Source organism: Paenibacillus sp. Y301 (genome assembly GCF_059445505.1).
Window position 1 is genome coordinate 138,276 of the sequence record NZ_JCAIUL010000004.1, and the last position, 23,039, is coordinate 161,314.

Annotated in this window: 20 protein-coding genes and 1 riboswitch; of the genes, 11 read left to right on the plus strand and 9 right to left on the minus strand. The window is 40.8% G+C overall.

The features are described 5' to 3' along the window. Nucleotides 1-8: 8 nt before the first annotated feature. From AC1D69_RS09125 to AC1D69_RS09135, 3 genes are read right to left on the minus strand one after another with little or no spacing between them, the layout of a single operon-like run. Nucleotides 9-770 (minus strand): ABC transporter permease, encoded by a 762-nt coding sequence (locus tag AC1D69_RS09125; protein ID WP_495455832.1) that lies wholly within the window; start codon nt 768-770, stop codon nt 9-11. Next, nucleotides 767-1,060, minus strand: a complete 294-nt coding sequence (locus AC1D69_RS09130; RefSeq protein WP_495455833.1) for a thiamine-binding protein — start codon at nt 1,058-1,060, stop codon at nt 767-769. The genes AC1D69_RS09125 and AC1D69_RS09130 overlap by 4 nt, the downstream gene beginning before the upstream one ends. A gap of 53 nt (nt 1,061-1,113) precedes the next feature. After that, complete coding sequence (locus tag AC1D69_RS09135; RefSeq protein ID WP_495455834.1) at nt 1,114-2,163, minus strand: ABC transporter substrate-binding protein; 1,050 nt, start codon at nt 2,161-2,163, stop codon at nt 1,114-1,116. Between the two features lie 107 nt (nt 2,164-2,270). After that, nucleotides 2,271-2,382: riboswitch (TPP riboswitch) on the minus strand. A gap of 176 nt (nt 2,383-2,558) precedes the next feature. Between AC1D69_RS09135 and AC1D69_RS09140 the strand changes: the two genes are divergently transcribed. Beyond that, on the plus strand, nt 2,559-2,975 hold the full coding sequence (locus AC1D69_RS09140; RefSeq protein WP_495455835.1) for a pyridoxamine 5'-phosphate oxidase family protein: 417 nt from the start codon (nt 2,559-2,561) through the stop codon (nt 2,973-2,975). Between the two features lie 148 nt (nt 2,976-3,123). Beyond that, nucleotides 3,124-4,158: an EAL domain-containing protein gene (locus AC1D69_RS09145; protein ID WP_495455836.1), complete on the plus strand. Its 1,035-nt coding sequence runs from the start codon at nt 3,124-3,126 to the stop codon at nt 4,156-4,158. A gap of 149 nt (nt 4,159-4,307) precedes the next feature. On the opposite strand, the gene AC1D69_RS09150 is transcribed toward AC1D69_RS09145, so the two are convergent. The 3 genes from AC1D69_RS09150 to AC1D69_RS09160 form a co-directional block, all read right to left on the minus strand. After that, nucleotides 4,308-6,611 (minus strand): glycoside hydrolase family 65 protein, encoded by a 2,304-nt coding sequence (locus AC1D69_RS09150; RefSeq protein ID WP_495455837.1) that lies wholly within the window; start codon nt 6,609-6,611, stop codon nt 4,308-4,310. Nucleotides 6,612-6,693: 82 nt separating this feature from the next. After that, nucleotides 6,694-7,368, minus strand: coding sequence for a beta-phosphoglucomutase (gene pgmB / locus AC1D69_RS09155; protein WP_495455838.1), 675 nt, complete (start codon nt 7,366-7,368; stop codon nt 6,694-6,696). Between the two features lie 128 nt (nt 7,369-7,496). Beyond that, the gene (locus AC1D69_RS09160; protein ID WP_495455839.1) at nt 7,497-8,543 is read right to left on the minus strand and encodes a LacI family DNA-binding transcriptional regulator; all 1,047 of its coding nucleotides are present in this window, start codon (nt 8,541-8,543) and stop codon (nt 7,497-7,499) included. A gap of 321 nt (nt 8,544-8,864) precedes the next feature. On the opposite strand from AC1D69_RS09160, the gene AC1D69_RS09165 reads away from it, so the two are divergent. From AC1D69_RS09165 to AC1D69_RS09180, 4 genes are all read left to right on the plus strand, one after another. Continuing rightward, nucleotides 8,865-10,583, plus strand: coding sequence for an alpha-amylase family glycosyl hydrolase (locus AC1D69_RS09165; RefSeq protein WP_495455840.1), 1,719 nt, complete (start codon nt 8,865-8,867; stop codon nt 10,581-10,583). Nucleotides 10,584-10,873: 290 nt separating this feature from the next. Beyond that, complete coding sequence (locus tag AC1D69_RS09170) at nt 10,874-12,190, plus strand: sugar ABC transporter substrate-binding protein (protein WP_495455841.1); 1,317 nt, start codon at nt 10,874-10,876, stop codon at nt 12,188-12,190. A gap of 93 nt (nt 12,191-12,283) precedes the next feature. Next, nucleotides 12,284-13,585, plus strand: a complete 1,302-nt coding sequence (locus AC1D69_RS09175) for a carbohydrate ABC transporter permease (protein WP_495455842.1) — start codon at nt 12,284-12,286, stop codon at nt 13,583-13,585. After that, nucleotides 13,582-14,427 carry a sugar ABC transporter permease gene (locus tag AC1D69_RS09180; RefSeq protein ID WP_495455843.1) on the plus strand — a complete coding sequence of 282 codons (846 nt, stop codon included), beginning with the start codon at nt 13,582-13,584 and terminating at the stop codon, nt 14,425-14,427. Before AC1D69_RS09175 ends, AC1D69_RS09180 begins: the two co-directional genes overlap by 4 nt. A 177-nt stretch (nt 14,428-14,604) precedes the next feature. Here AC1D69_RS09180 and AC1D69_RS09185 read toward each other — a convergent pair whose 3' ends face one another. After that, on the minus strand, nt 14,605-16,353 hold the full coding sequence (locus AC1D69_RS09185; RefSeq protein WP_495456061.1) for an alpha-glycosidase: 1,749 nt from the start codon (nt 16,351-16,353) through the stop codon (nt 14,605-14,607). A 241-nt stretch (nt 16,354-16,594) separates the two neighbouring features. Between AC1D69_RS09185 and AC1D69_RS09190 the strand changes: the two genes are divergently transcribed. The 5 genes from AC1D69_RS09190 to AC1D69_RS09210 all read left to right on the plus strand — a co-directional run bounded on the left by AC1D69_RS09190 (nt 16,595) and on the right by AC1D69_RS09210 (nt 21,111). After that, nucleotides 16,595-17,269 (plus strand): response regulator transcription factor, encoded by a 675-nt coding sequence (locus AC1D69_RS09190; protein ID WP_495455844.1) that lies wholly within the window; start codon nt 16,595-16,597, stop codon nt 17,267-17,269. Next, on the plus strand, nt 17,266-18,666 hold the full coding sequence (locus AC1D69_RS09195; protein WP_495455845.1) for a sensor histidine kinase: 1,401 nt from the start codon (nt 17,266-17,268) through the stop codon (nt 18,664-18,666). The genes AC1D69_RS09190 and AC1D69_RS09195 overlap by 4 nt, the downstream gene beginning before the upstream one ends. An 82-nt stretch (nt 18,667-18,748) precedes the next feature. Next, nucleotides 18,749-19,666 (plus strand): ABC transporter ATP-binding protein, encoded by a 918-nt coding sequence (locus AC1D69_RS09200; protein ID WP_495455846.1) that lies wholly within the window; start codon nt 18,749-18,751, stop codon nt 19,664-19,666. Continuing rightward, nucleotides 19,666-20,379: an ABC transporter permease gene (locus tag AC1D69_RS09205; protein ID WP_495456062.1), complete on the plus strand. Its 714-nt coding sequence runs from the start codon at nt 19,666-19,668 to the stop codon at nt 20,377-20,379. The genes AC1D69_RS09200 and AC1D69_RS09205 overlap by 1 nt, the downstream gene beginning before the upstream one ends. Next, a complete protein-coding gene (locus AC1D69_RS09210; protein ID WP_495455847.1) occupies nt 20,380-21,111 on the plus strand; it encodes an ABC transporter permease in 732 nt (243 codons plus the stop codon). An 85-nt stretch (nt 21,112-21,196) separates the two neighbouring features. Here AC1D69_RS09210 and AC1D69_RS09215 read toward each other — a convergent pair whose 3' ends face one another. Both AC1D69_RS09215 and AC1D69_RS09220 read right to left on the minus strand, forming a co-directional pair. Next, on the minus strand, nt 21,197-22,150 hold the full coding sequence (locus tag AC1D69_RS09215) for an L-lactate dehydrogenase (RefSeq protein ID WP_495455848.1): 954 nt from the start codon (nt 22,148-22,150) through the stop codon (nt 21,197-21,199). Between the two features lie 169 nt (nt 22,151-22,319). Further along, nucleotides 22,320-22,811: a CcdC family protein gene (locus tag AC1D69_RS09220; protein ID WP_495455849.1), complete on the minus strand. Its 492-nt coding sequence runs from the start codon at nt 22,809-22,811 to the stop codon at nt 22,320-22,322. Nucleotides 22,812-23,039: the final 228 nt, after the last annotated feature.

Below are 23,039 nucleotides of genomic sequence, written 5' to 3' on the forward strand. Positions count from 1 at the left end.
TCATAGGATTATCTTTGTTGCTGTCGATTCCACCGAACAAGCCATTTCTCAATCAGAGCAATGATGGCAAACATGATAAGACTAAGAATAACAATGATGGAAATCGCAATAAACATACGGTCCGTACGATAACTAGCTTTTTGAAGCATCATATAATAACCAATACCTTTATCCGAACCGATCCATTCAGCAATGACGGCACCCATCACGCTATAGGTAGCTGCAATCTTAATTCCTGAGAAGAGTGAGGGTAGGGCATGAGGAAGCTCTAATTTAATAAAAATTTGTCTCTTACTTGCTCCAATCATGTGCATATAGTTAAGCATCATACGGTCCGTCTGTCTGAGTCCTCCCATCATAGCAACAGCTACCGGAAAGAAACAAACAAGGGTAATGACGATGATTTTAGGCAAAAGACCGAAACCGAACCAGATCATAAGGAGTGGTGCAAGAGCTATGGTAGGTATATTTTGACTGAGAATCAGTAGGGGGTACAAGGCCGATTTAAGAAAAGGAATAAGGTGTAACACAACGGCGATCATAAGGCCTACGGAGGTTCCAATGATGAATCCGACACCTGTTAATTCTACTGTAGCCAAAGTATGTTCCCATAATCCAGATGATTGAGCTGAAGCTTCACGAGTAATATCTATCGGAGAGGGTAGAATCCACTTCTCAATCTCAAAAAGTGAAGTACATAGTTGCCATAACCCTAACAAACAGATGACCGCCACAAGGGGCGGCCAGATTTTGTTCCACCCCAATCTCATGGACGATATTTCTCCGTTAACTTATCCATGCTGATCCCGTTTGGATTGTGGGCGATTTTGATCTGAGAAATAACACTTGGACTCCCTGCTTCAACAAGAGCCTTATGCATGTTCTTTACGATGTCTAGTAACTGACTAAGCTCACCTTCCATGGTGGTCTCAAGGGAATGAACCTCGTGTTTCACACCGGATTGTTGGATAACCTCAATAGCACGATCTACATAAGGAATAGAATCCTCATTTCCAGGGGTCTTCGGAATAACTTGAATACTTAATAGTGTGTTTGCCATAATTCATAATTCACCCTTTCAATATTTAATATGGGATTAACGGTTGATATATATCACTCAGCTAAAAAATCATTAGTATATGCTTGCTTCATATCCATTTGTTTATCAAGAAGCTTATGGCTGAACATCCAATCGGCATAACCTTGCCATACTTCTTCCTTTTGTTCACCCCAACGAGGTGCGTCGTCGGTATAGCGGGGACTAAGCCACTTTTGGCTTGCTAGAACTAAACCTTTATCCAGCTCAGGAACTGATTTACTAAGGATCCCAGCAGCTTCTTCAGGGTTATCAATGGCAAGTTGGTATCCTTTGGCTGTAGCTTTAAGGAAAGCTTTTACTAGCTCAGGGTCGTCTTTGATCTGCTGCTCATTGGTCACAATAACAGGTGTGTAATAGTCTAACTCTGGAGCATAATCCTTCACATATAACATATCGAGCGGCTCTTTACGTAGTTCAGCTTCTATACCGGTCCATGCATAGAATATCCATGCGAAATCGATGTCACGCTTAACTGCCGTAAAGTAATCAGCATCACCCATATTGATACTCTTCACTTTCTTAACATCCGAATTTTCTTTCTCCATGATTGAACTCATGATGGCTTCTTCTACAGGAGAACCCCATCCGCCGTATGATTTACCTTCGAAATCCTTCGGTGATGTAATGTTCCGATCTACAGGTGCAGCGAAGCCTGAGGTATTGTGTTGGATCACTGCCGCAATAGACACGAGAGGTACATCCTGCGTTCTTGCTTGCGTTACGCTCTCTTGGTAGCTAATTCCAAAAGGAACTGCGCCTGATGCAACCATCGTATCGGCACCACCCGATCCTGGTTGGACAATATCTACGTTCAGACCCTCTTCTTCATAGTAGCCTTGATCCTTCGCAACGTAGAGCCCGGTATGATTGGTGTTAGGAGTCCAGTCCAGCACAATCTTTACATCTCTTAATTTCTTAGGTTCTGTTGATGATCCGTCATTAGGTGATTCTGTAGACTGATTACTTGCTTGTGTTGTTGGATCATTCTTGTTACCTCCGCAGCCAGCTATTACGATCAATAGTAGGCACATTAGAAGTAGTGTCAGGGGGTGTTTCTTTCTCATCTGATTTCTCTCCTCTGTTGAGCTTGGTATGTTCCAAGTCCCGTTAGTATTCAACAAAAAAGCGCCCCGTAATCGGGACGCATGTGGGCGCAAGATAGATATGATAGATCACATATCGGGTTACGTTCCTACGCTGGCATTACCCAGATCAGGTATAAGGGTCAGTGTCTTGTGGGACACACTCTCAGCCGGCCAATTCCAGCACCCCTGTACATATGAAGTTAGGGTATTTCTACAAGAATTATAATCCAATACGGTATAAGTGTCCAGTAACCTAGAGAATAAATGGATATTGTGAATTGTGTACATGGTTGCGGTTCTTATGTTTAAAAGGTGGGTACAATAAGCATATGTGAGTCTTTTTCATACAACATGAGGAAAGGGAATGATTTTCTATGGAAAGAACCTTAACTGAGCAGGAAATATCGAAAGCACTAGACCATAATAAGATTTGTTCTCTCGCAACAATAGAAGGCAATAAGCCAAAGCAGAGATATATGGTGTTATATAATGAAGGATTGAGTATTCATTTAGCTACCAACAAAAAAACACATAAAGTTGAAGAGTTGAAGGAAAACCCTTACGTTTCATTGCTTATTGGATATGAGATAGGTGGAAGTAAAGAGGTTATTGAAATAGAGGGAACTTGTACCATCTGCACGGACGAAAGTCTAAAAGAGAAAGTATGGAATGATGATTTGAAAAAGTGGTTTGATGGTCCTGAAGATCCTAATTATGTCATTCTTGATATCTTCCCTAAACATATTTATTACACGGATAAGGATGACAAACAAAGACAATGGTTTGCATAGAGGGGAGAGTCGTGTGGTCTGAGACAAGGTCTCAGGCCATTTTTTGTCGATAGCAAGAGTTCGTGATAACAAATGTATCATCTAATAACAGATTAGCGTGGTATAATTAACTCAACATTTTTCGCCAATATATGTAAGGAGGAAATTCATGAGTTGCAGCGGATGTTCTGTCATACGACCAATAGAAGACCAAGGAATTGTACGTATCAAGCCCCTTAATAACTCACTGACACATATGCTACTACAACAAGGAATAGGTGCCGAAGTGATCGCTGATTGTACAGTTGTTCCTTACAACCAGAAAGAAGAGATATTCGACCTGTTGCATGTCTTGAAGACGCTTCCTCAAGAAGAGCGTACGCATATAAAAATCTTCATCACAGGACTGGGAATACATACGGAAGACAAGCATAGCTGGATTCCATTAGTTCAGTTGGAAGCAAGATTAGAGAATCAAAGCGTTGTAGATATGATTAGTCATGATAAATTTGCAAGCCATATGCAACCTATTGTAGATACAAATGAACAGATTATAGGTTTTGAGTTCTTGTTACGATCGGCACCAGGGTATCAATCATTCCAGCCTTATCAGTTATTTGAGGTAGCAAGACAAACGGGGTTACATTCCTTTCTTGATCGCGTAGCACGAATTACCGCTATTGAGACGAGTGCACAGTGGGTCCCTAATGGACTTAAGAGATTTATTAACTTTCTGCCGTCATCTATATACAACCCTAAACATTGTCTTAGTCATACATTTCAGGCGATTGATCGTTTGAATTTAATTCCTGGGGACTTTGTTTTTGAAGTTGTAGAGACGGAGAATATAGAACATTTACCACAGTTATTACATATATTTGATCTGTATCGAGAAAAGGGCATGTCCGTTGCATTAGATGATGTAGGATCAGGGTATTCTACAATTGAACTCATGTCGGAATTAAAGCCTGATTATGTGAAGATCGACCGTAGTTTAGTTGATCACTGTGATCAAGATCCAGTAAAACAGCGGGAAATCAATAGAATAACCGAAGCTGCATTACAGTTCAAAGGTCAAGTATTAGCAGAGGGAATAGAACGATATGAAGACTTCCAATTCTGTAAGGACGTAGGTATTAATCTGGCCCAAGGATACCTGTTTGGTAAACCTGCTGAGCGGCCACCACTTGATATGATGATATAAATTATGTTCTAGAATGATGGAATACCTATATAAGAAAGGGGCTTATCCCACAGGTCAAATGTTGACCTTCTGGGAGAGCCCCTTTGTATAAATATAAGACAATGGTGCCGTCTTTGAGAGAGGACGGCACCCGTTCTATTTGTGTGTAATTACAGACTAACTTTAATGTGACTTAATCCACCAACAGTATAATCATTGCCGTATACATTCACGTTAACAGATGCTTCAGTCTCATTACTAACGGTTACATCGTGTTCACCAACCGTAACTTTAAGACGAGAATTACGGAACATGACTTTGAAGGAGAATGAATTCCAGTGTCCAGGGTTGAATGGGTTCAAGCATAACACGCCATTCTTCACTCGAAGTCCTCCAAATCCGTGTACAACCGACATCCAAGTTCCTGCCATACTCGTTGTGTGACAGCCGTCTTCTGTATCATTGTTATAATTGTCGAGATCTAGACGAGAAGTACGTAGATACATCTCATAAGCTTTCTCTTTATATCCCAATTCACAAGCTAGAATGGAATGGACACATGGTGAAAGGGATGACTCATGTACTGTAAGTGGCTCATAAAAGTCGAAGTTACGCTTAACTGTATCTAGGTCGAACTGATCTCTTAATGTAAATATGCCTTGCAATACATCCGCTTGCTTAATGTAAGCAGAACGAAGGATACGATCCCAGGACCATTGTTGATTCAAAGGTAAGTTGGAAGGATCTAGTTCTTTCACTGGGGTTAGATCTTTATCTAAGAATCCATCTTGTTGTAAGAACACTTGACGTTCTTCATCGTAAGGATAGTACATTTTAGCAATGATATCTTTCCATTTGGATGTTTCTTCTTCCGTAAGATGTAACTTCACGATAAGTTCTTCGTATACACTTGTTTCATTCTTCTGTAGAAGATCAAGTACTTCCAAAGTGTACTTCATAGTCCATACCGCCATACTATTTGTATACCAGTTGTTATTTACGTTGTTCTCGTATTCATTAGGCCCGGTGACACCTAGCATCATATATTGATCTTTGGCAGGAACATAATTAACGCGCTCTTCCCAGAATCGTGAAATTTCTGCGAGAACTTCAAGGCCATATTGACCCAGATAAGCTGAATCCCCTGTATAATTAACATAGTTATAAATGGCATAAGCAATGGCACCGTTACGGTGAATTTCTTCAAACGTAATTTCCCATTCGTTATGACATTCTTCCCCATTCATCGTAACCATTGGATATAATGCGCCTTTGCTAAATCCAAGCTTCTTAGCATTTTCCTTCGCTTTTTCAAGGTGCTTATAACGATAGATTAAGAGGTTGCGTGCAATGGATGCATCCGCTGTACTTAAATAGAAGGGTAGGCAATAGGCCTCTGTATCCCAATAAGTACTTCCGCCGTATTTCTCTCCTGTAAACCCTTTAGGTCCGATATTAAGACGGTCATCCTCACCCGTATAGGTCTGATCAAGTTGGAAAATGTTGAAACGAATCGCCTGTTGTGCGGCTACATCGCCTTCAATGACGATATCACTTTCACGCCATTTCTCAGCCCATGCCGTAACATGTTCTTTAAGTAGCTCTTGGAAACCTAGTTCCATAGCTGATGTAAGAAGTGTACGTCCTGCCGCTAATAATTGCCCAAAACCATGATCACGTGATGTCACATTCGCAACATATTTGTACAGAACAACCTGTTCCTTTTCTTGAACATCAAGTTGGATCTGATGAGCGACATATTTATCCTCATGGATTAATTCAGGTGTTACTGTGACAGGTTCGCCATTCTTAAGCAGCGTGTAAGCCATAACAGATGTAACGTGGAAGTCTAGCTTCTTTGTCTTGATCGTTAGAGCAGCATCTTCAGGAGTAGCTTCTTTCAACACTTCTAACCAGAACTTCTCATCATAGTTGGAATCTTTATTAGATACATCGCCATCCAAGTACGGAGTCAAAGAAATGGAACCACTGAAGTTCAGTGGTGTTACTGCGTATCGAATTGCGCCGATCTCTTTCTGTGCAATGCTGATGAAGCGTAAAGCCTCAATCTTTACTTCTTTACCTTCAGGAGTCTCAGCGATAAAGCTCCGTGAAAGGGTTCCTTCTTTCATATTAAGGACACGTACGAAATCCTTAACCTTGCACACAGCTAGATCAAGTGTTTCACCGTCAATAACAACATCTATACCAATCCAGTTGGTTGAATTCAACACTTTTGCGAAGTATTCTGGGTAACCGTTCTTCCACCAGCCTACACGTGTTTTATCTGGATAATATACACCAGCCATGTAACTACCTTGAAGTGAGCTACCGCTGTATGCTTCTTCGAAATTAGCACGTTGTCCCATATATCCATTACCAATACTGAAAATACTTTCTGATATTTCATGATTATGAGGATCGAATCCTTCTTCAATAATGCTCCACGGATCTAACTTTAAATATTGCTTCACATGAATCGTCTCCTTCAGAAGTTGTGATATAAGTATGATTAATACATTTCTAGAAAAAAAGATAGAATAAGTGTTTAAACGACTATTGTGCTGACATCATACGTTGTAATTTCTCAACAGACATTTCTTTAAGTGAAGATACGACAAGTTCTGCTTGAGTCAGTGTACCAGGAGATCCAATACCAATCGAACGCATTCCTGCACGAACCGCTGCTTCTATACCAGCTTCAGCATCCTCGAATACGACACAATGTTCAGGTGCTACTTGAACAGCTTCTGCACCGAGTAAGAACACTTCGGGATCAGGTTTGGCATTGGATGTCTTGGTTCCATCAATGATGGCATCGAAATAAGGAACGATGTTAGCATTATTCAGTATAGTCATAGCATTTTTGCTAGCAGATCCTAAGGCTACTTTAATTCCGTGTTGCTTCAATTCTTTCAGAAAGGAGAGTGAGCCAGGTAAGATCTCTGATTCATCCATGGATGAAATGTAGTCGACGTACCAAGCATTCTTCTTCTCAGCGAGCGCAATCTTTGTATCATCATCGAGTTGAACGTTACCAACCTCAAGTAGAATGTCTAAGGAAGCCATACGGCTGACGCCTTTTAGTCTTTCATTGTCTTGCTCCGTAAACTCAAATCCTAGCTCATCAGCTAGACGTTTCCATGCTAAAAAGTGATATTTCGCAGTGTCAACAAGCACACCATCTAAGTCGAATAAGCAAGCTTGAATAGGGGAATTTGTAGCGTTCATTATAGGGTTCCTCCTTATTGTGCAAACGTTTGTATCATGAGTAAAAATATAATGAAGCAGTAGCTGCTTCATTTATCTCTAATATGAGGGAATATCTACTTAAAAGTCAATGCAGAAAGACCCATATGTTAGTTTTGATGGCTTTTATCCGTTACGGAGATCATAGAGGATTCCCTTACCATAAGGCGATGCGGGATAATATGTCTCTTCTGAAACTGCTTTTCTCCGTCGTGTTGAATACATTGAATTAAAGCTTGTGAAGCGGTATAGCCTAGATTATAAATACCAATATCGATGCTACTTATCGGTGGTGTTGAGAGTTCAGCAATTGATATATTATTAAAGCTGACGATACTTAGATCATCAGGAACTTTATATCCCAGTTCATGTAAACCACGTAGTACACCAAACGATACAAGATCATCCACCACAACTAAGGCTGTCGGACGCTCAGGCAAGTTCATGAAGAACGACATTGCTCGGTATCCACTTTCTTGTAAGAATTCTCCTTCAACAATCCAGTCCTTGCGCATTTCAAGACCACTTTCTTCAAGAGCTCTTTGGTAACCCTTAAGTCGATCCAATGAAACGACGTGATTCGGAGGTCCACTGACAAATCCAATTCTTCTATGTCCAAAGGAAATCAAATGCTTGGTAGCATCATATGCGGCTTGAGCATTATCATTATCGACGGATAGTAGGTCGGGATATTTCTCACTGCGCCCAATTAAGACAAAGGGGTGATTATTGGAATGTAGAAATTCGACCACAGGATCATCTTTACGCGAATAGAGTAGAATAGCACCGTCGACTCTTTTCCCGTTAATTAAACGAGATACAACATCGACTTCTTCTTGCTCACTACCTCCAGAACTAAGTACAACATCATAGCCGGAACGGTTAGCTTGTGTCACAATCCCACGTACTAACTCCATGAAAAATGAATTCAAGAATAGTTCTTCAGCAGATTTAGGAAGTATAACGCAAATGCTGTTCGTTGTCTTAGACACGAGGCTCTGAGCCATGATATTGGGGTGATATCCCATTTCCTCTAGAATGACCTTTACCTTCCGAGAAGTTTCACGGCTAATTCTTGGGTGATTTGATAGCACTCGGGATACCGTGGAGGGAGATACGCCAGCTTTTTTAGCAACATCTTTAATCGTTACAGACATAATGACCTCCCGGATGATACCGTTTGCGTAAATACCTAAATCAAACAAACGTGATATTCGTTTTTACAATTGATATCTTAATCTAATGTCTACGGCTTGTAAATAACAAACCTTTCATAATGATAGTAAGTATACCATAAATGATATAAAATTAGATCATTCGTGAGAAAAACGGAGAAATAAATAGATCTAATCTGTTTATATTCACTAAATCAATGAATATAAGGATATATAACGCTACCATCGTTTTGACTTCAAGTGTTCCTCCGTTATGATGGTACCCATAAACGACTATAAAAAGTCAATTAAGGGAGGGATAATGTGAAAGTTATAAAACCAGTAAAGGCAGATATTCGTGTGAAGCATCTAGCTCTTGGATTTATAGGAGTTTCGATGCTAAGTACATTATTGGTAGGCTGTACTTCTAAAGATAACACTCATGTGACACAAACAGAACAGAATAAACAAAATACGACCACATCTACGACAAGTTCACAGAAGAAAGCACCATCTGTTTCGAAATCAAGTCAACTAATTGATGAACAGCACTCAACCGTCTATTACGAGATTTTTGTGCGTTCTTTCTATGATTCAGACGGAGATGGTATTGGTGATATACGTGGCATAATGGAGAAATTGGATTACTTAAATGATGGAAATGAAGCGACGACAAATGATCTGGGTATAGGTGGAATCTGGCTCATGCCCATTCAACCTTCGCCAAGCTATCATGGATATGATGTAACAGATTATAGAAGCGTGAATCCTGATTATGGGACTATGGAAGATATGGAGATGTTGATCGAAGAGGCTCATAAACGTGGTATTAATATTATTATGGATTTGGTTGTTAATCATTCGAGTAATGAACATCCGTGGTTCATGGAGTCCGCTCAAGATAAGGAGAGTCCTTATCGGGATTGGTACGTATGGGCAGAAGATCACGGAAGAGATACAAGTGGGACTAGTGCCGCATCAGGTGAAAACCCTTGGTATCCAATGAAGGATACTCATTATCTAGGTACATTTTGGGAGGGAATGCCTGATCTTAATTTCGATAATGTAGCGGTGCGAACAGAAATGAAAGATATTGGGCGATTCTGGTTATCCCTAGGAATGGATGGGTTTCGGTTAGATGCAGCCAAACACATATACGAGGATTTACAATCAGATCGTAATAAGGAGACGGAAGACAAGAATATAGCATGGTGGCAGGAATTCCGAAGTGGTATGAATGAGATTAATCCAGAAGCTTATATTGTCGGGGAAGTGTGGGAGAATTCGGCTGCTTCTGTGGCTCCTTATCTGAATAAGGCATTTGACTCTACTTTTAATTTTGGTCTAGCGGAATCCATCATAGGTAGTGTTATGACGGAGAGAGACAACAATATGGCATTTACGCTAGAACGAACCTATAAGTTATTCAATGATAAATCTGAAGGGAATTATGTTGATGCCATATTCTTAACGAATCATGACCAGAATCGGGTGATGAGTCAATTAAATGGCAATGTAGATCATGCGAAGATGGCGGCTTCTATTCTTCTCACGTTACCAGGGAACCCATTCATTTATTACGGAGAAGAGATTGGAATGTTAGGTGCGAAGCCGGATGAACAGATCCGTGAACCTATGATCTGGTATGAAGGTGGAACGCAAGGAACGGGACAGACGACATGGGAAGAACCTACTCTAAATCGTGGAGAAGGGGTAGCGAATGTGGAGGAACAAATCAACAAGCAAGATTCCTTGTTCTCTCATTATCGGGAGTGGGTGAGATGGAGAACTGAAATCGTAGCGCTTCATGATGGGGATATCCAATATTATGATACGGGGATTGCACAAATTTTATCCTATGTTCGTCGTACGCAATCAGAACAAGTGTTGGTTGTACATAATTTATCCGATCAAGTGCAACATGTGGCACTTGAAGGAACGGAGTATGAATACACAAGTATTTTAAAAACAACAAATAAAAATACAAATCTCACTCCGGGTTTATTGGTAATCCACCCATATTCCTCAACAGTTTTGAAGTAAGTGGAAGTAATGGGGAGACATATTGTGAAAATGGAAGATTGAGATAGATTATATTTATAAAACGGTAAAATTTAGGCATAATCTCCATGTGCAAACGTTTTTACAAAACAAATTCTATTGTGTATGATAAACCCATGAATAAAGCGCTTACTTCGCTCCATAACTTCATATAACCAGATATTTACGCATGTAAGCGGCAATTCAACAACTATTATGAAATCGTTTGCGCAATATTCAAGCCTTTATGTCGATTTAACCGGTATACCAATTAGAGAGGGGTTAGTTTAGAAATGAAAATGAACAAAGTAATGACCTTAGTTGCGGCTTTAACGATGGTTACATCGATTACGGCATGTGGTTCCAACAACAATGCGCCACAAAATGCAGAGCCTGCTCCAAGCACCAATACGACGACTGAACCCGCGGCGACACCAGAAGTGGTGGCTGAACCAGGGCTTCAACCGGAAGATGGCGCGACCTTGATCGTATGGGAAAGTAGAGAAGAACGGGCATTCACAGATGAAATTGCGAAGCAATTTGAGGAAAAATATAATGTTACTGTCAAAGTAGAAGAAGTACCTGCTACTGATCAAGTTACCAAATTAACGCAAGATGGACCTTCAGGATTAGGCGCCGATGTGGTTATGTTCCCACATGATAACTTGGGTAGAGCAGTAGCTGCAGGGTTGCTATTACCTAATGATGAGTTCGGGGAAGACACAGTCAAGAATAACACTGAAGCATCGATTCAAGGTGTAACTGCAGATGGCACATTGTACGGATACCCAAGAGCAGCTGAAACGTATGCCCTTTTTTATAACAAGGAATTAGTAAAAGAAGCTCCTAAGTCGTTTGATGATGTTATCGCTTTTAGTAAAACATTCACAGATAAATCTAAGAACAGATACGGAATCATGTGGGAAACAGGTAATATGTATTTCAATTATCCGTTTATCGCAACGGGTGGTGGATACATCTTCGGTGATAATGGCACGAAAAAAGATGATATCGGGATTAATAATGATGGCTCTGTTGCCGGATTACAAACGTACGTGAAACTTAAAGAAGCACTGCCTATTAAGAGTGGTGATATCACACCAGACATTAAACGTAGTTTATTCAATTCGGGTGATGTAGCTATGGATATTAATGGCCCTTGGGAAATTACAGGTTACAAAGAAGCATTAGGAGATAACCTTGGTATTGCTCCAATTCCAACGATTGATGGTAAGCCTGCCATTTCATTCTCGGGGATCAAAGCATTCTATGTAAACTCCTTCACGAAATATCCAAATGCAGCTAAACTATTCGCTAACTTTGCATCTTCGAAGGATGCACAATTGATGCTAAATGAAAAGGTCGGTTCTGTTCCAACGAATTTAGAGGCATTAGAGGCAGATCAGGTTAAGAATGATCCAATGGTAGCTGGATTTGCTTTACAAGTTATTAACTCTAACCCTATGCCTATCCTTCCAGAAATGGGTAACACTTGGACACCTGTTGGTGCAGCCTTGACTGAAATCTGGGATAACAATAAAGACCCTAAAGAAATGATGGATAAAGCAGCGCAACAAATTAAAGATTTGAATAATGGTGTTACGAAATAATCTTTAAAATGTTCGAGGAGTATTGATTAGAAATCACCCGCCGCAGGTTGTGGCGGGTAATTCCTTGGTTTCCTAGGGAGAGGAGAGAGCACTGTGGACAGACATCGAAATAAAGCCACCCTACTGTCAGTTATAATCATGGGACTGGGACAAATATATAACCGCCAGTTTATTAAAGGCTTCATATTTCTGTTGATCGAAGCTTATGGGATTATTTATTTCGGTAGTAATCTGTATAGAGCGGTATGGGGTGTTGTCACATTAGGGGAAACAGTTAGAAACACTGCAGCTAAACCGGTGATTGTCGGGGATAATTCGATTATTATCTTAATTCAAAGTTTGATTATAATGCTATTTTTCGTACTATTTATCCTTCTTTATATTATGAATATCCGTGATGCACGTAAAATTGCAATGAATAGAGAACAGGGAAAAGAACCGAATAGTTTCAAACAAACGATTCGATATACGTTAGATTACAAATTCGCACAAGCATTTTTGACTTTACCTGCTATAGGTATTCTATTCTTCACGGTTCTGCCTATTATTTTCATGATTATGCTTGCCTTCACAAACTATTCTTCGCCGAACCATATTCCACCGGCTAAACTAGTCGATTGGGTTGGTTTTAATACTTTTAAAGAATTGCTAACGCTCAAGACATGGAGTCATACATTCTTTGGGGTTCTCATCTGGACGTTCATCTGGGCGATTCTTTCTACCATAACCACTTATTTTGGAGGATTGCTTGTTGCATTGCTTATTAATCAACAGGGAATTCGATTTAAGGGGTTGTGGAGAACGCTGTTAATTATTCCATACGCTATACCGCAGTTGATTTCGCTACTTGTTATGAGAAATATGTTCAATGGTCAGTTCGGACCCATTAACCAGTATCTCAAGTACTTCGGGCTAGATGGACTTCCGTGGTTAACTGATCCATTCTGGGCAAAAGTTACCGTTATTGTCGTCAATATGTGGGTTGGTATTCCAGTCTCCATGATATTGATTATGGGCGTCTTAACAACGATTCCACGTGATATGTATGAAGCTGCTGAGGTAGACGGCGCAAGTAGTTATCAGAAATTTCGAATTGTGACATTGCCGATGGTACTTTTCTCGACTGCACCTATACTTATCATGCAGTTCGCAGGTAATATTAATAACTTTAACGCTATCTTCCTGCTCACGAATGGAAATCCAGTTGTAGGTGACTACCAGTATGCAGGAGCTACGGATCTACTAGTTACCTGGCTGTACAAATTAACACTGGATCAGAATAAGTACAATATGGCTTCTGCTATAGGTATCATTATTTTCCTAATTATTGCCTCGTTCTCGATTTATAACTATCGTCGAACGAAGTCGTTTAAAGAGGAGGATATGATCCAATGAGTAAACGCAAAGTAAAGAAAAGAATTCAATTAACGCTAAGTTACATTACGCTGATTATTATGGTGATTGGTGCTATATATCCAGCCTTGTGGGTCATCATGGGATCTGTTCGGCCAGGAAAGTCACTGTATAGTAAAAATTTGATTCCGGATCAGTTCACGCTAGATCATTATCGCGAGCTATTCACATCTAAAAGTTATCTGTTCGGACAATGGTATATGAATACGTTGAAAATATCCATTGCATCGATGTTGATTGGGATTGCATTAACCCTATTGACTAGCTACGCAGTGTCACGGTTCCGTTTCCGCGGACGGCAGACCGCGCTTTCGATCGTATTGATTCTAGGGATGTTTCCTGGATTCATGAGTATGATAGCGATCTTCCTATTACTGAAAGAATTCCGTATGCTTGATACACATCTTGCACTGATCATTGTATATGCAGCAGGTGCCCCCTTATTAGGGACCTTTGTTGCTAAGGGATTCTTGGATACGATCCCACGATCCTTGGATGAGGCAGCGAAAATTGATGGAGCAAGTAACTTTAGAATCTTCACCCGTATTATCCTTCCGCTATCTAGGCCGATGATCACCTATATGGCTCTAACTCAATTTGTGGGTCCATGGGTAGACTTTATCTTTGCTAAGATGGTACTTCGCTCTAAGGAACAATGGACGGTGGCTGTTGGATTGTACGAGATGGTAAATTCGAATACAAATAGTAATTTCACGTTATTTGCAGCAGGTGCTGTATTGATTGCTGTTCCAATTACACTTCTATTCATGTTCCTTCAACGCCTTCTCGTGGAAGGCCTAACATCGGGTGCAAGTAAGGGATAGATTCATACAACGAATAACAACGAATGATCGAAAGGATTATTCGTTCTTGGTAGGCCTATCGAATAGATTGGAAGGAATGTCGGAGTCACATAGGAATGACAAAGCGGCCAAGGATGAGATCCTTAGCCGCTTTGTTGTGTGCGAAACAGTGGTCTGAAGTACAGGAATCGATGAATGCTACTCTGCGATCACCTGGAAGATCATATAACTGTAAGGGAGTAGTTCTACATTCAGGACTCCGTTCTTGATCATATATGTCTCTTCAGAGTGAACTTCCTTCAATCTAGATTCTGCTAAGGAAACCGTGATGGGTTGTTTCTTAGGATCGTTATTCATAACGATGATAAATTTATCTTGTTCGTCTTCACGAGCATATGCTAGTGTTGTACCACCTGCTTCAGAAGATAGGAACGTGAATGTACCCGTACGAAGTGCTCGGTGGTTCAGACGTAACTTAATGAGGTCTTGGTAGAACTTAAATAATTCATGATCTTGCTTAGAAGGATCCCATTCCATACACTTCCGGCACTCCGGATCATGCCCACCGGTTAGACCAATTTCATCACCATAATAAATACATGGGGTTCCCGTAAATGTGAGCATAAATACCACGGCAAGCTTCATTTTACGTTGATCGTCTTTACAGAGTGTAATTAGGCGGGCTGTGTCATGGCTATCGAGTAAGTTGAAGGCAACTTCATTCGCTTGACGTGGGTAGCGGGCTACTTGTTTGCCGATGGCATGTGAGAATCCTTCGGCATCGGTTGATCCATCTACAAAGAAATCATGCGTTGCATGGGTAAAAGGATAATTCATGACCGCATCAAATTGATCACCTTGCAGCCAATTGGAGGACTCATGCCATATTTCACCTAGAATATAGGCCTCAGGATTGGCCTTCTTAACCACTTGTCTGAACTCTCTCCAGAACTGATGATCGACTTCGTTAGCTACATCTAGTCTCCATCCATCGATGCCAACTTCTTTAATCCAATATTCAGCGACATGAAGAAGGTAGGACTTAACCTCTGGATTCTCAGTATTTAGTTTTGGCATCAACGGTTCAAAGGCAAAGGTATCATACGTTGGAATCCCATTCTCGATACGGATAGGAAATTCAGAGACGTGGAACCAATCTTTGTATTTAGATGATGCACCATTCTTCTGTACATCAACGAATGGTGCAAATGTTCTTCCGGAATGATTAAATACAGCATCCATAAGGACACGTATTCCTCGTTCATGGCAGAGCTTCACTAACTTCTTCAATAAAGTGATATCGCCGAACTGGGGGTCGATCTGTAGATAATCCTCAGTATCATATTTATGGTTAGTCGTTGCGATAAATAAAGGGGTGAAATAGAGTGCATTAATACCTAAATCGCTGAGATGATCTATGTGATCAATGACTCCTTGTAAGTCTCCTCCAAAGAAATTATCTCGTTCTGGTGCTCCACCCCATGGAAGCGTACCTGGGGGATCTATGCTAGGGTCTCCATTTCCGAATCGTTCAGGGAAAATTTGATAGAACACAGCGTCTTTGACCCAATCAGGAGTCATGAATACATCAACCATGTTGATATATGGGAACTCGAATAGTCGATTTGGATCGGCAGGTTGTTCATCCAAGAAAGTATATTCTGTCATCCATAACTTCTGCTCATCTTTGTGGAGTAAGAAGCCATATTTCAAGCGGCGGTAAGGTGGGATAACTTCGCACTCCCAGTAATCAAATAATTCATCTGATGCTAGGATAGTCATGGGAATATACGTTATCGTCTGATCCCAAGCATATTTATCACCTGTCATTGCTTCAACTGAGGTGACATCATTCCTTTTGGTGCGAATTCTAATATGTATCGTGTTCCCATCATAAGCATAACACCAGTTTTGTTTCGGGCGATGATATATAGCTTCTAATAACATCATGATCTCCTCCTGTTTACGCTACACACAAAAAAAGCACAACTCAAGACTAGGAAATAGCCGAGGTTGTACCTTTTTATATAGGGTAGCATTGCCTTTTTGTTTGCATTATTATGGTCTTTCCATTCGAATATACCATAAAATTCAAGGAGTGTACATTGTTCTTAATCGGTTAACCTAATCAGGGGAACATAACTGCATGCTATAATGACGGTATATGAATGAGAGGATCGATGGGTGCATGAGTGTACAAATTTTATACATAGAAGATGATCGAGATATTGGTAAATGGGCGAGTCAAGACTTGATGGAACGCGGATATGATGTGATATGGCTATTAAATGGAGAGGGTGCCATTGAGAAGGCAGCACTTTGTAGATTAGTTATCTTGGATGTTATGCTCCCGGGTCTCGATGGATTCACAATCGGTCAGCGACTGAAGAAATCCTATCCTGCATTACCTATCCTTATGTTGTCTGCACGAACCTCGATTGATGATAAACTACAAGGCTTAGAATTTGCAGATGATTATGTAACGAAGCCATTCCACCCGGATGAATTAGCTGCACGAATAGAAGTATTGCTTAGACGTTCGGGTGCACATTCATCTGAACCGATGGAAATAAAGCATTTACAGATATACGAGAAAGAGAATCGCATAATGAATCGTGAATCCGGTGAAGAAATCATGTTAACAGGTAAACAGTTTCAGATATTCACATACTTGTTGCAGCATGTAGATCATATTCTGACGAAGGAGCAGATTTACGAAGCAGTCTGGGGTGATCCATATATGGAAGGGGATAAGTCATTAATGGTTCATATTCGTTATCTTCGTGAAAAGATCGAGCGCGACCCGGCTAATCCCGAAATCATTGAAACCGTCCGAGGCCTCGGTTATCGTGTGAAATCATGAAGAATTGGCTTATCTTTCGATTCGGACGTTCATTGTTGTCTAGGTATTTACTAGTTGTACTCATGGCGCTCCTATTTATACCTATCTTATCTATATTACCTACCTTAGCCTTTATGGTCTTCTCTGAGGCCCCAACAGATAAGTCATCGGATACTTCCCTCTATGAGACTTGGACTGAACTAGAGGAGAACTGGCATCATGAAGCACGAAGTCTGAATGGTGTTTCTAACGTAACGATGGATGCGAGTTTAAAAGAATTAAAAAAGAAGTATCCTGATGCTTCGATGTTCTGGGTAGATGAACAAGGGAATACGCAATTGGAACTTCCACATCAGGAATTCATCCCTACACATTGGAATGCATCGGATGCTGTCATGTTTATGAAGAACAGTATATCATCAGACCCATTTACAGTTGTCTCTTTTATTGGTGGAGGAAAAGAGGATCAAGGGCAAGGGTTCATGTGTCTAATGGTTTCTCGATCTTTGCTTAACGAGCCATACGGAGGAATCAATATTTCCTACTATGCGACGTTTAGTGTAATCTGGTTTGTTCTTTTTATTGTCATGTCCTGGATGTTTTTTTCTAGGTTTCGAAAAAGGTTACTTCATTTGCAGTCCTCCATGACTTTGGTAGGAGAAGATGGTATTCCTGAGCCTGTCATGGTTAAGAAACATGATGAGATTGGTCAATTGGAAGAATCATTTAATCACATGGTTGTTCAACTTCGAGATAGTATGCATCGTGAGCGTGAAGAAGAGAATCTGCGCAAGCAATTAATAGCTCATTTATCTCATGATTTGCGCACACCGCTAACGGTTATTCGAAGTCATATTTATTCGTTACAGAAAGAAAGGCTATCTGTCCAAGGGGAGGAATTCCTTCAGCTCATTGATGCTAAAATTCATGATTTATCTGGATTGATTGACAACTTATTATCTTATAACCTGCTAACGAGTGGTCGGTATACTTTAAATACTCAGAACCATGATGTTCTAAGAATAGTTCGAGAAAGTGCTGCGGCTTGGTATCCCCTATGGGAGAAGGAGAATTTCGAAGTCGATGTGAATGTACAAGAGGAGCCTTTATTCTGGAACGTGGATGAGGGATGGTTCAGACGTATTCTTGATAATTTATTTCAAAATGTGGTCCGTCATGCGCGTAATGGACAATTTATCGGAATATATAATGAAGTGCGACATGGTGAGGTAGCCATTGTAATTGCTGACCATGGGGAAGGGATGTCTTCTCCATCAGTTACGAAAGGTGTGGGAATAGGACTGGCCATCGTGGAGTTTCTAACGAAGGAGATGGGTTTAAGATTAGAAACGATTAGTTCACCCGAAGGTACGACCGTATATCTCTATCGAGAATCGGAACCTAATCACCAATCTTAAACAAAACTTAAACGAAATTTAAACAAGAGCGTCGCGTGATTTTAAACTTCAGAATGTATTGTTAGTTCTAGAGGTGATCTTAATGAGCGAACTCGTAATACAGACGAGGAATTTGAATAAGAGATATCGCGGCCGTTCGGCTGTAAGTAATCTGAACCTAGAGATAGCTAAAGGTGAAATCTATGGTTTCTTAGGACCTAATGGAGCGGGCAAAACGACAACCATTCGTATGTTACTGGGGTTAATTCGTCCGACAGAAGGATCCGTTCAAATATTCGGTAAAGATTTAAAAAAGGAGAAGCTAAGTATTCTCCGACGTGTCGGTTCATTAGTAGAATACCCCTCCTATTATGGGCATTTAACAGCTGTTCAGAATTTGGAGACGGTTCGACGCATTCTAGATGTTCCCAAATCAAGGATTGATGAAGTTCTGGACATCGTCGCTCTGACGAAAGAATCTAAGCGTGCCGTGAAAGGCTATTCTTTAGGCATGAAGCAACGACTAGGTATTGCTAGTGCTCTCTTAGGTAATCCTGAATTACTGATTCTAGATGAACCTACCAATGGCCTTGACCCCGCAGGTATTCAGGAGATACGTGAATTGATTAGAGAGATGCCCCAGCGGCATGGAATCACAGTGCTAGTATCGAGCCACTTATTGAGTGAAGTTGAGCAAACGGCCAGTAGAGTGGGAATCATCCGTGAAGGTGAGATGGTATTTCAAAATACAATTCAAAACCTGAAGGATCAAGCATCTGAAGGGATACGGATTGTCGTATCTGATCCGGAGGAAGCCATTCGTCTGGCGAATGGACAAGGGTATGAAGGAACACTGCAACAAGGCATGTTACATTTTCCTAAGCTCAATGATGATATTCAAGTGGCATTGTTGGTGAAGAGGTTAGTGGATCATCATCATGCTATTTATCGCGTTGAGGAGAAGAAGAAGTCACTGGAGGATATTTTCCTACAGGTGATTGGAGAGGGTGGCGTCTCATGATGATGGGGCGTGTACTATCTACAGACTTCATGAAGATACGCAAAAAAGGGATTTGGTTCCTCGTGTTCTTGGGCCCTCTTGGTCTTACAGCGATGCAGGCACTTAACTTCGGGCTGCGTTATGATTACCTGATGAAGTTATACAAGGAAGATGTGTGGGGAGGACTTATTGATAACTTTCTGGATTTCGTTCCCCTGACAATTCTTCTAGGAATAACCTTAATATGTTCACTTATGGCGAATGTGGAGCATCAGGTGAGTTCGTGGAAGCAATTGCTTGCACTGCCTGTTTCGAGGACGACGGTCTTTAGCGCGAAGTTCTGCCTTACGGGTATTGTATTGTTAGTGTCCTGTGTGTTACTTGTACTCGGAATAATAGGCTTAGGACTTGCCTTAAAGTTCGATGCGGACATACCTTACCTTCATATTGTACAAATATGTTTGCTTCCCTTTATAGGGACGCTACCGATATTAGCGCTACAACTCTGGTTATCATTAACCTATTCGAATCAAGCGATTTCTGTCTCGATCGGCATAACGATAGCGATTGGATCTCTATTTGCAGGTAAATACGCTGAATGGGTGCCTTTGAAATGGCCTAACATGGCTTTAGATGGACCGAACCAAATGGAAGCCATAGGAGCGTCTCTATGCGTTGGTTTGGTTATCCTACTACTCGGAATGGCTCACTTCGGTAGAAAGGACGTGGTATAAATGAAGGGATATCTAAGATTACTATCAGCTGAACGAGTGAAAATAGCTAATATTCAAATCTGGCTTCTTGTCCTACTCAGTCCAATCCTTGCAGTACTGATCGGCTTCGATGTCGATCTGTCGGGCAATATCGAACTTTGGGAGAGGTTACAACTCGAAATGGGCATGGTTCACGGTTCGTTTTTCCTACCGATCTTAAGTGGATTGTTCGCGGCCTTTATATGTCGCTACGAGCATAGCGGAGGAGGTTGGAAGCAACTATTAGTGATGCCTGTAACTCGTTCGAGTGTATACATGGCTAAGTTTACGGTTATCACAGCTCTGCTTGCTATAACACAATTGCTATTCTTAGTAGGCGTGTTCTTCGTTGGGTGGATGCAGGGCGTTGGGACACCTATTCCTTGGGAATTCTTGATGAAGAGCATCTTGGGAGGATGGGTAGCTTGCTTGCCACTTGCTGCACTCCAGCTTGCTGTCTCTGTCATGTGGAACAGCTTTGCCGCACCGCTTGCCCTTAATGTTGTGTTTACCATTCCGAATATGCTGGTTATTAATTCTGTTAAAATTGGCCCCTATTATCCATGGGCACAACCCCTGCTGTCGATGCTTCCTAATTCTAAGGATTTTGGAGCATTTAATCTGCCGATAGCTAACATCATGATTGTTGTTTTAGGCAGTTTCATCGTGTTTTTTGTCGCAGGATGGCTTGTGTTCAGGATGAAAGAAGTTTGATCCTTATGTCATTAGGTTAATTGAAGTTAAGGCGTCTCCAGTTATGGAGGCGTCTTTCTTGTTTTGTCGGAATAGAAAAAAAGGGTTAAGCGTTAGCTAACCCCATAATGTTGGTGCGTATAATATCGCAAGAAGCATTAAATAATGACGTTTCCTCATCACTTAAGTTTAGTTCGATAATTTCTTGGATTCCCGCACTTCCAATAATAGCGGGAACACCGATACATATATCCGATTGTCCATATTCCCCGTCGAGTACGGCAGATACAGCAATAATTTTGCGGTCGTCGTTAAGAATGGAATGAGTGATGAAGGCGAGGGCGCTACCAATACCGAAATGAGTAGAACCTTTACGAGTGAATATTTCCCAGCCAGCATCTTTCGTCTTGCGAGCGATGTCGGCAAGATCTAAGTCCTTAAATCTTTCTCTATGTTGAGAAAGAATGTGTAGAATGGGCTTGCCTCCAATTGTAACATGGGACCAAGCTACGAATTGAGAATCACCATGTTCGCCCATAGCGTACCCATTGACACTCCGAGGATCGATAGAGAACACATCTGATAATAGCGTCTTGAGGCGCGAGGAATCAATGGAAGTTCCAGTACCAATAACCTTGTGTCGAGGGAAGCCCGATATTTGGCATACCATATAAGTGACGATATCTACTGGATTAGCGGCAATGACAAAGATACCGTCGAATCCGCTGTTAATAATCGGTGTGACAATTTCTTTGGTGATGGCTGCAGCTTCTTCTAATACATCTAGCCGACTTTGACCCGCTTTAGGGTTAGCCCCTGCCGTAAGGATGATGACATCCATAGAACCACAGTCTTCATAAGATCCTGCGTATACTTTGGTACGAGTATGCGAGAAGTCCATACAGTGTGACAGATCAAGTGCTTGTGCTAAAGCACGATCATAGGTCCGATCTACCATCATAATCTCATCACATATGGATTGGTTAATCATAGAATAGGCGCAGCTTGAGCCTACCATACCGGATCCAATGATGGCTACTTTTCTTGATTTTAATTTCATAGTTGGTGCTCCTTTTAACGTTGATTATTATATATAATATGGGGATTTGACCTCTATGTTACTTAAAATAACATATCACAGCAATAATGTTGTAATTTGTGGTAGATAAAATAACGCGATAAACCGCCCAACAGATGATCTGGACGGTTATTTACGCAAACATATTCGATTACAAGTTATCATTCAATCGAATGATACGGTTGTATTCTTTGTACATGAATACGCGCCAATGAACGATCATCCCGAAAGCTAATAGGAAGAATAAAGCACCCGTCTGTCCAATGGAGACATACTGCTCAATCACTTGGTGAAGGAGCATACGAACCGCAAGTAGTGCAAACAAGATCACAATGAAGCTTTTAGAGCGTTCGGCGAACACTTGACCTTCAATGACTTTGAAATGAGTACTACGGATAAGTGGGTATGAGAATACAAACCAACCGATTACAAAGGATACTAAAGCCCACCATAGTGGGATATGCGTAATTGGGGCTACGAACATGAAGAATCCCGTTGACATACCTAAGGGTGGAATGATGATTTTCTTAATTGTAACAGGGGAACTACTTGCCTTGAGCCTAATAAATATGGTGAGTAAAGCCATAATAATAGCACCGATCGTTGTTCCAATTTGAAGATATGAGGGACTGATATGAGACAATTCAAGTACCCCTCTCTATTTTTTTATAATCTGTTACATTTATTATAGCACATGGTTTATGACATTCAATTTCAGTATGTTTCTTTACTAGTCTTTACCTTACACGAGAATGATTATACTTGAGATTATGCCACAATAGAGATGGGGGACAAGACCTATATATGGAGATACGGTTCATTTTAAGACAAGGTAAAATGGATGATAAACAAGTATATAAAAAAAGCGTTT